This is a genomic window from Pseudomonas sp. S2_C11 (genome assembly GCF_054668395.1).
Window position 1 is genome coordinate 2357667 of the sequence record NZ_CP162765.1, and the last position, 12916, is coordinate 2370582.

Annotated in this window: 11 protein-coding genes; 5 read left to right on the plus strand and 6 right to left on the minus strand. The window is 59.8% G+C overall.

The genetic code is table 11. The features are described 5' to 3' along the window. Positions 1-78: 78 nt before the first annotated feature. The 5 genes from AB4N48_RS10685 to AB4N48_RS10705 all read right to left on the minus strand — a co-directional run bounded on the left by AB4N48_RS10685 (position 79) and on the right by AB4N48_RS10705 (position 5429). The gene (locus AB4N48_RS10685) at positions 79-258 is read right to left on the minus strand and encodes a hypothetical protein (RefSeq protein ID WP_460095393.1); all 180 of its coding nucleotides are present in this window, start codon (positions 256-258) and stop codon (positions 79-81) included. A 263-nt stretch (positions 259-521) separates the two neighbouring features. Next, a complete protein-coding gene (locus tag AB4N48_RS10690; protein WP_460095557.1) occupies positions 522-2924 on the minus strand; it encodes a TonB-dependent siderophore receptor in 2403 nt (800 codons plus the stop codon). A 67-nt stretch (positions 2925-2991) separates the two neighbouring features. Continuing rightward, entirely contained in the window at positions 2992-3942 is a 951-nt protein-coding gene (locus tag AB4N48_RS10695; RefSeq protein ID WP_056786014.1) for a FecR domain-containing protein, read from the minus strand. Then, a complete protein-coding gene (locus AB4N48_RS10700) occupies positions 3942-4451 on the minus strand; it encodes a sigma-70 family RNA polymerase sigma factor (RefSeq protein WP_375123712.1) in 510 nt (169 codons plus the stop codon). The genes AB4N48_RS10695 and AB4N48_RS10700 overlap by 1 nt, the downstream gene beginning before the upstream one ends. 81 nt (positions 4452-4532) lie before the next feature. Beyond that, positions 4533-5429, minus strand: a complete 897-nt coding sequence (locus AB4N48_RS10705) for a helix-turn-helix domain-containing protein (RefSeq protein ID WP_460095394.1) — start codon at positions 5427-5429, stop codon at positions 4533-4535. A gap of 162 nt (positions 5430-5591) precedes the next feature. Between AB4N48_RS10705 and AB4N48_RS10710 the strand changes: the two genes are divergently transcribed. The 5 genes from AB4N48_RS10710 to AB4N48_RS10730 all read left to right on the plus strand — a co-directional run bounded on the left by AB4N48_RS10710 (position 5592) and on the right by AB4N48_RS10730 (position 11957). Then, entirely contained in the window at positions 5592-6950 is a 1359-nt protein-coding gene (locus tag AB4N48_RS10710) for a glutamine synthetase family protein (protein WP_016774729.1), read from the plus strand. Positions 6951-7104: 154 nt separating this feature from the next. Next, positions 7105-8193, plus strand: coding sequence for a polyamine ABC transporter substrate-binding protein (locus AB4N48_RS10715; RefSeq protein ID WP_150635322.1), 1089 nt, complete (start codon positions 7105-7107; stop codon positions 8191-8193). Next, a complete protein-coding gene (locus tag AB4N48_RS10720) occupies positions 8190-9491 on the plus strand; it encodes an NAD(P)/FAD-dependent oxidoreductase (protein ID WP_460095395.1) in 1302 nt (433 codons plus the stop codon). Before AB4N48_RS10715 ends, AB4N48_RS10720 begins: the two co-directional genes overlap by 4 nt. 244 nt (positions 9492-9735) lie before the next feature. Continuing rightward, positions 9736-11391 carry a PqiB family protein gene (locus AB4N48_RS10725; protein ID WP_252876296.1) on the plus strand — a complete coding sequence of 552 codons (1656 nt, stop codon included), beginning with the start codon at positions 9736-9738 and terminating at the stop codon, positions 11389-11391. Positions 11392-11408: 17 nt separating this feature from the next. Then, positions 11409-11957 (plus strand): PqiC family protein, encoded by a 549-nt coding sequence (locus AB4N48_RS10730; RefSeq protein ID WP_095180019.1) that lies wholly within the window; start codon positions 11409-11411, stop codon positions 11955-11957. A gap of 6 nt (positions 11958-11963) precedes the next feature. On the opposite strand, the gene AB4N48_RS10735 is transcribed toward AB4N48_RS10730, so the two are convergent. Then, the gene (locus tag AB4N48_RS10735; protein WP_374046271.1) at positions 11964-12902 is read right to left on the minus strand and encodes a site-specific integrase; all 939 of its coding nucleotides are present in this window, start codon (positions 12900-12902) and stop codon (positions 11964-11966) included. Between the last annotated feature and the right edge of the window lie 14 nt (positions 12903-12916).

Genomic DNA, 12916 nt, shown 5'->3' on the forward strand with positions numbered 1-12916 from the left:
AACTGAAAAAAATCCCGCTACTTACCGTAACGGGATTTCTGAGCTGGTTGAAACGCCTCAACTACACTTCTGGAAAATTTACTCGTCACTCACCGGGTTTATAGGCTCGGTCGTTTGCGCATTAATAATCTTCGTAACAGCACGCTGATCCACCGGTTCGTTGATTAAATCCTTTCGGCGTGCCTGTTGCGCGGGTGTTAATTGTTTCAATTGCTCTGGAGTAAGGTTCAAGAGCTGGTCATCGCTGAACGTTGTCATGGAGTTTGCTCCTTGGAGGAATGTGCTCATTACGCAGCGACTATCCTTTGCGCCTCAGAGCAATTTTAAAACTGTAAGAAATAACAGTTTTTTAGGCCCGTTCGGGTTATCGCTCATAACGAAAAGCCATGTAGAGATGCGACTGGGTGGGTTGAGTCATTACCTCGGCCGCTTTCGCGACTAATTTTTGTTAGCTTAACTAAACGGTCATTTAGTGTAGTTAACGTATTATCGGCGACGTTAGCTACATTTACTCCGCTTCATTAGAAATCCACGGTTGCCGAGAGCAGATACGTCCTCGGCGTAGAAAGCGTCAACCCCGGCTCACTATCATCCGATGCACCCGCCGAGCTCCAATAGCGTTTATCCAGCACGTTTTCGACATTTGCGCGCAAGGTGATCGTCTTCTCGTCCAGCTTGAAAGCATAGCGTGTGCCTACGTCGAACCGTTCCCAGGAGTCGATTTCCTTATCATTCGCCTGATCCAGATACTGCGAACTCGAATAGATTCCTCGACTGGTCAATGTCAAACCCTGCACAGTCGGCACGTCCCACTCTGCACCAAGGTTGACGTTGTATTTCGGTGTTGCCGGTGCGCGGTTGCCGTCGAATGTACCGTTGGTGGTATCGGTCAGCTCGCTATCGATGTACATCACACCGCCGAGCAATCGGAAGCCGTTCAGCGGTTCGCCAAACACGCTCAGTTCTACGCCGTTGTTTTCGCGTTTGCCGTTCGGGCCGAAGACTCGTGTGGTCGCATTGGTTTCGTAGGCAGGCTGTTTGATGCGGAACACCGCTGCCGTCAGGGCGTATGAGCCGGCGTCGTACTTGGCGCCGACTTCGACCTGGCGGCTGATGAATGGCGGGAAGATTTCGTCTTCGTTGATCGACGTCGATGGCGCGATCTTGCCTTGGCTCAGACCTTCCATGTAGTTGGCGTACAGCGAAAGTTTGTCCGTCGCCTTGAACAGAATCCCGCCCGACGGCGAGACCTTTTCTTCATCGTAGGCCGTGTCGCCCTTGATGCCGTCGCTCCAGTCATCGACTTTGACCCGCTGCCAGCGCGCACCCAGAGTCAGCAGCAGTCGATCATCGAAGAAACCGAGCGTGTCGGACAAGGCCACGCCGCTGAAGCGATTTTCGGTGTAGACCTTGGCGTCATTGCGGGTCGGCGTGCCGGGTCTGGCTATTTCCACCGGGTCGTAGAGATTGCTGCGCCCGGCCGCGTAACGGGCGCCGCCGTTTTCGAAGTCCATATAAAAGTAGTTGGCCGCCAGGTTCACTTCATGGCTGACCGGTCCGGTCTGGAACCAGTTACGCACCCCAGCGGTAGCCGTGCGAACGTTTTCGTCGCGAGTGAAGTCGCGCGGCTGGACGCTGAAGTCGCCGGCGTCATTGGTCACCGACACCGCGTGGCGCAAGAAGTCGTGATTGCTTTTGCGTGCGCCGACGCCGCCATACAGCATGACTGAATCGCTGACATCGAACTCGCCGTTGAGCGTGCCGAAAGTGTCTTTGGTTCGCGCCCGACTCCAGGGTTGCGCATAGTTATCGCGCACATCATTGGCGTTCGGCACCTTGGCATTGGCCGCGACTTGCACGCGTTCCTGCGGTGCGTCGGTGTCGCGCTCGGTGTGGCCGATATCGGTGGAAAGTCGCAAGCGTTCACCACGGAAATCCAGACCGAGTACTGCCATGTCGCGATCGACACTCTGATGATCCCATTCTGTATCACCGGACTGTTTGACCCCGTTGAAGCGCACCCCGAATTGATTGTCTTCGCCAAAACGCCGTCCGACATCCACCGCGCCGCCGACTTGATTGTTCGAGGCGTAATTGGCTGTCAGCGAGGTGATCGGCTTGTCGGTCGCGCGTTTCGGCACGACGTTGATCCCCCCTCCTACACTGCCCCGTGGCGAAATCCCGTTGATCAATTGGCTCGGGCCTTTGAGGATGTCGACGCGATCGGCCATTTCCATGTCGATGGTGTAAGTCGGCAACACACCGTAGAGGCCGTTGTAGGCAACATCACTGTTGAACAAGCTGAAACCACGGATGGTGAATTGCTCATAGCGGCCACCGGCCGGGTTGGTGGCGCGTACCGAAGGGTCGGTACTGATCAGATCGCCGAGCGTGCGCGCCTGTTGGTTTTTCACCGTTTCGCTGGTGTAGGTGGTCATGCTGAACGGGGTTTCCATGAAATCCCTGGAACCCAACAACCCTTGCGAGCCACGCCGCGCGACCTGACCGCCAGCAAACACGTCGGCATCCGCTGAACCGCTCGCGCCGAGAATGGATGTCGGCGCAAGTTGCAAGGTGCTGCCTTGCGCTGCGGGCACCAGCGTATAAGCCTGATCGCCGACCGGTTGCAGCTGCAAACCCGAACCCAGCAACAACCGGCTGAACCCCTCCTCCACGCCATATTCACCGGACAAACCATTGCTGTTGCGGCCGCTGACCAGTGCCGGATCCACCGACAGATTGACGCCGGCGAGACCGGCGAAGCGCGTCAGCGCTGTACTCAGACTACCGGCCGGCACCTGATAACTGCGGCGACTGCCATCGTCGGCCCAGCTCGATTGGATCAACACGGGGCTGGCACTCAGGCTCAGCAAAAGGCTCAACTGCAACAACGGACGCAAACGACCTGGAAATACTGCGGGCATTGGAAGAAGCTCTCGATTTTGTTCACTTGCCTGGAATGACCAGCGAGGCGAAAAAAAGGGACAGGCTTCAGCCAGTTTTTTCCGCACGCGGTACCAGTGACACCCAAAATCGCGTTCGCGTATGCACATCGACGGGCAAACTGGCAGCCAGCAGTGCCAGCACTTGATCGGTATCGTCGAGGCGAAAGCTGCCAGTGACGCGCAGCGATTCCAGCGCCGGATCCCAGCGCAGAACACCCGAGCGGTAGCGACTCAGCTCGCGGAGGAAATCACCCAGCGGCTGGTTTTGCGCCATCACCACACCGTCGCGCCACCCGGGCATCAACGCATCGAACGCCGTCACCGCCCCGGCGCCCGAAGCTTGCAGGCTGACTTGCTGGCCTTGCTGCAATACCAGCGCCGGGCCGTGCAGTGGCTGCAATTGCACCGAACCACGCAGCACGCAGACCTGGCAATCGCGCGCATTGAGGCGCACCGAGATGTCGCTGTGTTTGACGATCATCCGTCCATAAGGCGCGTTGACGATAAAGGCTGAATCGCCTGCCGCGTTGAGCGCCATCTCGCCACGAATCAGCGTCAACTGACGTGCCGCCAGATCGACATTAACCGCGCTGTCGGTGTTGAGTTGCAATGAATAATCCTGGGCCAACTGCACTTTGCGCCGCTCGCCAGTGCTGGTGTGCAGGTCGGCGCGCCAGACCTCCAGCGGCAGCTCCCGACTGATCAACCACACCGCCGGCACTAGCGCTGCCACGCCCAAAGCACGCTTGAGAGCAGCGCGCCGCGCCGGATCCGGCCGGTCCAGCGTGGCCAGGGCAAGCGCCGGGGGCAAGCCTGCAAAGCGTTGACGCAGTTGTTGAATTTTCTGCCACGCGTTCTCGTGGCGACTGTCACTGGTACGCCAATGCTGCAATCGGGCGTGATCTTCATCACTGGCACCACCGGACTCGAGCAGTGCCAGCCATTGCGCCGCTGCCCGCGCCACTTCCCGCGTTTCCTCGCTGGGGGCAACGCGCATCACAGATCCGCCAGCAAGCAATGCTCGTACGCTTGGGCCATGTAACGTTTCACCGTGCGCTCGGAAACCTGCAAGCGCTCGGCAATCTCGCGGTAGCCAAGGCCCTCGAGTTGACTCCAAAGAAATGCCCGGCGCACCGGGCGCGGCAAGCCATCGAGCAATTCATCCAGCGCCTGCAAGGTTTCCAGCAGCAACCAGCGCTGCTCCGGCGACGGTGCGCACGCTTCCGGCAATTGCGCCAAGGCATCGAGGTAGGCTTTTTCCAGATGGCGCCGCGTGTAGAAATTGCTCAGCAGCCGTTTGCCAACGGTGAGCAAATACGCACGCGGCTCGCGCAACTCGGCCAGTGGCGGCGCGTTGCACAGGACGCGTAGAAAGGTGTCCTGACTGAGGTCCGCCGCATCCCACGCATTGCCCATGCGCCGGCGCAGCCAGGTTTCCAGCCAGCCGCGGTGCTCGCGATACAACTGCTGCAGGCTCTGCTCCGACGGTGACGTAGCTTCAATCATCTCAAGAGACCCTGCGCGAAGGTGGATTCAAATGAGACTGATTCTATTTAACTTCTGCGAGGACACAAAGCCTTTTTCTGCTCAGCGCTTGAGCGTTTCGCTCGGCAGCTCCTTGAAAAGCGCGCGGTAACTGCTGGAAAACCGCCCCAGATGCCAGAACGACCAGCGCATCGCCACTTCGGCAACGGTGGTTTCGCAAGGTCGGCGCTTGAGCAATTCACGGTGTGCACTGTTCAGCCGCCTCAGGCGTAACCAATGGCTCGGGGTCATCCCGGTGTAGGCCTTGAAAGCCTGCTGCAACTGGCGCAGGGGTACGCCGGCAACGTTGGAAAGCTCGAGCAGATTGACCGTGTCTTCCGGCGAATCAGCTGCCCACTCCCCTACTCGCTTCATGATTTGGCGCTCGTCGTTGCGCCGCTGCAATCCGCCCCGATCAAGGCTGGTGTAAGCGTTGTCGAGGATGAACAGGCAGTCCTCGAGTAGTTGCCGAGTCAGGCGATCTTTATCAAGTGGATCAGAGGCTTGCGACAACTTCGTGAGAATCGAGCTTAACCAGCCGCTGAACAAAGCGTTCTGTCCGCAGTTCAGCGGCGCCATGAACAGACCTTCGAGCTTTGCCACTTGCAAACCGTGCTCGCGGACGAAATCCGGACCGAATACCACAGCGATTTCCCGGTAGTTCTCCGGGGTGATCCAGATGTTGCGGCTCTCTTCGTTGAGCAGATACAGCGCGTTGTCGCTGCGATCGAAACAGAACGCCAGAGCCCCGGATGGCGCACTGAAATTCTGCTCGACCCGGGTGTTCATCTGTTCTTCGTAAACCTCGACGCCCTGCAGATCCAGATAGCGAATCTGCCCGGCGAAATGCCCCGGCGACATCTGCTGGTAATGCTGGACCCAGCCCGGTGTAGCGCGGATTTGCTCGGCCACATCGGCGGTATTGAACGCTTGAACCTGAAGCGGATTGCACGTTGTCATGGGGTGACCCTGCGCACTCTTTTGGTGCGCTTTGGTGCTGCTGAAAGTGGATAGATGGAATCGCAAGCCGCGCCCAAGATAGTCCCCAACGCGCCACAGGGGAAGGGGCGGAAGATGAAACCCGCCCTCCCCGGCGTCTACAAAACCAATAACGAGGTCCTTATGAACGCCCCTTTCGATCAGCTGTTCACCTGGCTGAAAGATCACAAGATTACCGAAGTCGAATGCGTGGTCAGCGACCTGACCGGCATCGCCCGCGGCAAGATTGCACCGACCAACAAGTTCCTGCATGAGCGCGGTATGCGCCTGCCGGAGAGCGTGCTGCTGCAAACGGTAACCGGGGATTTTGTCGACGACGACATCTACTACGACCTGCTCGACCCGGCTGACATCGACATGGTTTGCAAGCCGGTTTCCGATGCCGTGTATGTCATTCCTTGGGCAATCGAACCGACTGCCATCGTCATCCACGACACCTTCGACAAGTTCGGCAACCCGATCGAACTGTCGCCGCGCAACGTGCTGAAGAAAGTCTTGCAGCTCTACACCGACAAGGGCTGGAAGCCGATTGTCGCGCCGGAAATGGAGTTCTACCTGACCCAGCGCTGTGAAGATCCGGACCTGCCGCTCAAGGCACCACTGGGTCGTTCGGGTCGTGCGGAAAGCGGTCGCCAGTCATTCTCGATCGATGCCGCCAATGAATTCGATCCGCTGTTCGAAGACGTCTACGACTGGTGCGAACTGCAAGGTCTGGATCTCGACACGCTGATCCACGAAGACGGCCCGGCGCAGATGGAAATCAACTTCCGCCACGGCGATGCGCTGGATCTGGCTGACCAGATCACCGTGTTCAAACGCACCCTGCGCGAAGCAGCGCTCAAGCACAACGTCACCGCGACGTTCATGGCCAAACCGATCGGCGACGAGCCCGGCAGCGCCATGCACTTGCACCAGAGTGTGGTCGAGATCGCGACGGGCCAGCCGATCTTTGCCGATGCCGAGGGCAACATGAGCGAGCTGTTCCGTCATCACATCGGTGGCTTGCAGAAATACATCCCGAAAGTGCTGCCGATGTTCGCGCCGAACGTCAATTCGTTCCGCCGCTTCCTGCCGGACACCTCGGCGCCGGTCAACGTCGAATGGGGCGAAGAGAACCGCACGGTTGGCCTGCGTGTGCCGACTTCTGGTCCTGAATCGATGCGCGTGGAGAACCGCTTGCCGGGCGCCGACGCCAACCCGTACCTGGCGATTGCCGCAAGCCTGCTGTGCGGCTACATCGGCATGGTCGAGAAGATCGAGCCGAGCGCGGCGGTCGAAGGCCGGGCCTACGAGCGCCGCAATCTGCGCCTGCCCATCACCATCGAAGAAGCCCTGACGCAGATGGAAGAGTGCCCGAAGGTCGCCGAGTACCTGGGCAGTAAATTCGTCCGCGGCTACGTCGCGGTCAAACGCGCCGAGCACGAAAACTTCAAGCGCGTGATCAGCTCGTGGGAGCGTGAATTTCTACTGCTCAGCGTCTGACGGCGCGCCCGTCCCTGTGGGAGCGAGCCTGCTCGCGAAGACGTCAGTACATTCAATATTGACGTCGACTGGAACACCGCTTTCGCGAGCAGGCTCGCTCCCACATGGGATTGTGCAGCGCCTGAGAATTCCAATAAATCCAAGAGGTGTCGATATGCGTCTATTGAAATCCGTACTCCCGGTCGCGCTGAGCGTGCTGTTCAGTGCAGCAGCCCACGCCGAGCCCCAGGTCAGCGTCTACAACTGGACCGACTACATCGGCGAAACCACCCTTGCAGACTTCCAGAGCAAGACCGGGATCAAGGTGATCTACGACGTCTTCGACTCCAACGAAACCCTTGAAGGCAAACTCCTCGCCGGCCGCACCGGTTACGACGTGGTAGTGCCGTCCAACCACTTCCTCGCCCGTCAGGTAAAGGCCGGCGCGTTCATGAAGCTCGATCGATCACAGTTACCAAACTGGAAGAACCTTGACCCGAAACTGCTTGAATTGCTTGAGAAAAACGATCCAGGCAATGAGCACTCGGTGCCCTATCTGTGGGGCACCAACGGCATCGGCTACAACGTCGACAAGGTCAAGCAAGTGCTCGGCATCGACCACATCGATTCCTGGGCCGTGTTGTTTGAACCGGAGAATCTGAAGAAGCTCAGCCAGTGCGGTGTGTCGATGATGGACTCCGCCGACGAAGTCTTCCCGGCCATCCTCAACTACATGGGCATGGATCCGCGCAGTGAAAACCCTGAAGACTACAAAAAGGCCGAAGCCAAGCTGCTGAGCATCCGTCCGTACATCACCTATTTCCATTCTTCCAAGTACGTGTCGGACCTGGCCAATGGCGACATCTGCGTCGCGTTCGGTTACTCCGGCGATGTGTTCCAGGCGGCCAACCGCGCCAAGGAAGCCAAGAACGGTGTGAATATCGCTTACGCCATCCCCAAGGAAGGCGCCAACCTGTGGTTTGATCTGCTGGCGATTCCGGCCGACGCGAGCAACGCCAAAGAGGCCCATGCCTTCATCAATTACCTGCTTGATCCGCAGGTGATCGCCAAGGTCAGCGCCACCGTCGGCTACGCCAACCCGAACCCGGCGGCCAAGCCGTTCATGGATGAGGAACTGGTCAACAACCCTGAGGTTTATCCGCCGCAGTCGGTGCTCGACAAACTCTACATTTCCTCGACCCCGCCCCAGGCGATCATGCGTCTGATGACCCGGTCGTGGAGCAAAGTGAAGTCGAACAAATGAATCAGCACAATTCACAGCACGCCCGCTCCTGGTACGCCGCTTCTGCGCGGGCGAGCACGGCCTACCCTGCGCTAAACGGGGATTTGATTGCCGATGTCTGCGTGATCGGTGGCGGTTTCACTGGCGTCAATACCGCGATTGAGCTGGCGCAGCGCGGTCTGTCAGTGGTTTTGCTCGAGGCGCGACGTATCGGCTGGGGCGCCAGCGGGCGCAATGGCGGGCAGCTGATTCGCGGCATCGGCCATGAAGTCGAGGGTTTCGCCCGTTACGTTGGCCAGGACGGCATGCGCTATCTGCAGCGCGCCGGCATCGATTCGGTGGAGCTGGTGCGCCAGCGCATCACTGACAACGCCATCGACTGTGATCTGCGCTGGGGCTTTTGCGAACTGGCCAACACCGCCGCGCAATTTGCCGCGTTCCAGCAAGAGCAGGACAGCCTTGCCGAACTCGACTATGCCCACGCAACGAGGCTGGTCGGGCCGGAGCAGATCCGGCAGCAAGTGGTCGACGCCGGTGTGTACGCCGGCGGATTGATCGACATGGGTTCGGGCCATTTGCATCCGCTTGATCTGGTTCAGGGCGAAGCGCGTCTCGCCGCGTCGCTGGGCGTGCGGATCTTCGAGCAGAGTCCGGTCCTGGAAATCCTCCATGGCCCGACCGTCGAGGTGCGCTGCGCCACCGGTTCAGTACGCGCCGGCAGCCTGGTGCTTGGCTGCAACGCGCATCTGGATGACCTCGAGCCGAAACTCAGCGGCAAAGTGCTGCCCGCCGGCAGTTACATCATCGCCACCGAGCCGCTGGACGAAAGCCGTGCCGCGCAGTTGATTCCACAGAACCTGGCGCTGTGCGATCAGAAAGTCGGGCTCGATTATTACCGTCTCTCGGCGGATCGACGTCTGCTGTTCGGCGGTGCTTGTCATTACTCCGGGCGCGATCCGGCGGATATCGCCGCCTACATGCGACCGAAAATGCTCAAGGTGTTCCCGCAACTGGCCGACGTGCGCATCGACTACCAATGGGGCGGGAAGATCGGTATTACCGCCAATCGTTTCCCCCAGGTTGGCCGGCTCAAACAGCACCCGAACGTGTTTTACGCGCAGGGCTATTCCGGCCATGGCCTCAACGTCACCCATTGGTGCGCGAAATTGCTGGGCGAAGCCATTCACGCCGGGCATAGCCAGGGCATGGACGTGTTCAGCAGCGTGCCGCACATGACCTTCCCCGGCGGCCCGGCGTTGCGTTCGCCGTTGTTGGCGCTGGGCATGTTCTGGTATCGCCTGCGCGAAATGCTCGGCTGAGCCCGCCACGACTCTGGCCCCTGTAGGAGCTGCCGAAGGCTGCGATCTTGGGACGCAGAGCGTCCCGGGCTGCATTCCCACGCAGAGCATGGGAACGATCAGGTCGCAACCTTCGGCAGCTCCTGGACTGCAATCGCGTCCCACGCCAGCTATACACATTTGCTCTATCGCCAAGCACTTCTATATTGATGAAGTGCTTTTGCGTTCCTGACGCTCAGTGCCCGATTAATTGAGGAGGACATGGATGAAGTCGTCAGCCAGCGACGAGCCGCGAGCACCCGGTCAGGCGCCGATCAAAACCCGCCGATTCGGTATCTCGCTGGTATGGATCGTGCCGATCGTGGCGGTGCTGGTGGGCATTTCGCTGGTGATTCACAACATCCTCCAGGAAGGCCCGACGATCACCGTCACCTTCAAGACCGGCGATGGCCTGACCGCCAACAAGACCGAAGTCAGGTACCGCAACGTAGTCATCGGCCATGTCTCCGATGTTGAACTGGCCAACGACCATAAACACGTCAACGCCACGATCAAACTCGCCAAGCAGGCCGAAGCCTTCACCCGCGAGGACTCGCAATTCTGGGTGGTACGTCCGCGCATCGGCGCCGGCGGGGTATCGGGCATCGACACATTGCTGTCGGGCGACTACATCGGTGCCGACATTGGCCAGGCCAATACCCGCTCAAAAAACTTCAAGGGTCTGGAGAACCCGCCGCCGATCACCTACGGCGAACCGGGCAAGCGCTTCACCCTGCACACCGCCGACCTCGGCTCGCTGGACATCGGCTCCCCCGTCTATTACCGCAAGATCCCGGTTGGCCAAGTGGTGTCCTATGCCTTGGACCAGGACGGCAAAGGGGTCAACATCGAAGTCTTCGTGCATTCGCCAAATGACGCCTACGTCACCGAAAACACCCGTTTCTGGAACGCCAGCGGCATCGACATCAATGTCGGTGCCAACGGCTTTGCGGTGAAAACCGAGTCGCTGTCGACCCTGCTGGTGGGCGGCATCGCTTTCCGCGCTCCGGATTACAGTCCCAACGATTCGCCAGCCAGTGAAGACAAGGGTTTCGAACTGTTCGCCGACCAGGCCACCGCCCTCGCCCCGCCAAACGGCAAGGCACAATATCTGGCGCTGCGCTTCGATCAAGCCTTGCGCGGGCTCAAGGTTGACGCGCCGGTGGAGTTCCTCGGAGTTGAAATCGGCCGGGTGGTGGCAGTCAATCTCGACTTCGACGAGGTCAAGCGCACCTTCCCGGTGAATGTCGGCATCGTCATCTATCCGCAGCGTCTGGGCCGCGCTCACACGAAAATGCTCAAGGCTTACCATGGCGACGAAAACGATGAGGCCACCGGCGCGCGCCTGATCGGCACGTTCATCGAAAACGGCCTTCGCGCCCAGGCCCGCAACGGCAACCTGCTCACCGGTCAGTTGTATATCTCCCTGGATTTCTACCCCAAAGCGCCGAAAGTCGCTTTTGACCCTACGGCACGGCCGGTGACCATTCCGACCGTCCCTGGCAGCCTCGAGCAATTGCAGGAAAAACTCGAGGCGATGGTCAACAAGATCAACGCATTGCCGGTTGAACGCATCGCCAGCAACCTCGACGGCAATCTGGTCGAGCTGCGCAAGGGCCTGAAGCAGTTCAACGCCAGGACTCTGCCGGGTGTACAGAGCACCCTCGCCGACGTCAGCAAGACCTTGCAGTCCGCCAATTCGACCCTGGCCGAGGATTCACCGCAACGTGAGCAGTTGACCGAAACCCTCGACGAACTCGGGCGCATGTCGCGCTCGTTGCGAGAGCTGTCGGATTACCTCGGTCGCCACCCTGAGTCGCTGATTCGCGGACGCCCCGACAACGCCGCGCCGCTGGACCTCAAAGGACCGCCACGCAATTGAGCACAGGAGCTGCATCCATGGTTTTACCGTTGAAGATCTCCCTGCTCGCTGCGCTCGTGCTGCTGGCCGCGTGCCGTAGCGACCCGATCAGCTTCCATACGCTGACCCCGGCGCAACCGGGTGCCAGCCGCAACGGCGCCGACATCGCCATCGAAAGCATCAGTGTGCCGCCGCAGGTCGATCGCGCGCAGATCGTGATTCGCCAAGGCAACAGCGGCGTGGCCATCCTGGATACCGATTGGTGGAGCGCCACCCTTGCCGATGAGTTGCGCGGTGCGCTGGTCGATCAATTGAGCGGCGGCGTCGGCCAGCAGCGCGCTTCCGTGCGAATCGACGTGCAGCGCTTCGATTCGATTCCCGGTCAGTACGCCTTGATCGACGTGAAATGGCGAGTGCGCCCATTAGGTGCGGCGGACGCGGCCCTGCTGAGCTGTCGCTCGGTGTTGCAGACGCCTTCAGGGCCGAGCATCGACGAACTGGTAACCGCGCAACAGAACAACATCAAACGCCTCGCTGCGCACATCGCGCAGGGTGCCAGCGGCTCGCGCTGCCCGCCGCAGACCTGACACCGTTTACAAATCGAAGCGATCCACCGCCCGCCGCCGCTCGTTGTCATCGCGCACATCGTAGTTGGCAGTCGTCTGGATATTGCTGTGATGCGCCAGTTTCTGTGCGATCGACAGGTCGTGCTCTTCGATCACCCGGGTGATGAATGAACGACGGAAGTCATGGGGCATGATTTTCACCCCGACCTGCGTACCGCGCTGGCGGGCAATGTAGTAAATCGCGTGTTTGGTGATGCGCTCGCGGGTGATGTGGCTGCCCCGGCGAATACGGTTGAACAGAAACGCATCGTCGCTCTCGCCTTCCTTGAGCTGTGAACGACGCAGTTCCAGCCAGGCGTCGAGCTTGGCAAAGGCCCAGGCCGGCGCGTACTTGATCAACTGTTTGTTGCCCTTGCCGGTCACCGTCAGGCTGCGTTCGTGAAAGTCGACCTGGCTCAGATCCAGATCCACCGATTCCGACTTGCGCATGCCGGTGCCGTACAGCAGCGCAATCACCGCCGCATCACGCAGGCCCTGCGGGCGCGGGTCGGCAGCGCAGACCTCCATCAGTTCATGAATCAGCGTGCGCTTGAGGTTGCGCCCCTGGGACAGCCGCGTGCCGGCTATGCCCTTGACCGACCGCATCTTCAGCAGGTGATCCTGACTGATCAGGCTCATGCGCCATGCTTCGTTCATCACCCCGCGTACGGCGTTCACGTACAGCGACGAGGTGTTCGGTGCATAACCATCGGCACGCAAAGCGGCGACCAGCGCCACCACGTCTTCCGGTTGCAGGCCGTGCCAGGGGATTTCTTCGATATCGACGTCCTCGAAACCGAGGCGGTCAGCGGCGTCTTGCAGCACATAACGCATGGTCAACTGGCTGGAAGGTGCCAGTCGCGCCAGGTAAACGGTCAGCGGATTGCTGGTGGACGATGCAGGTTGGGTACTCGACAAATCACTCAAACGAAACGGCCTTG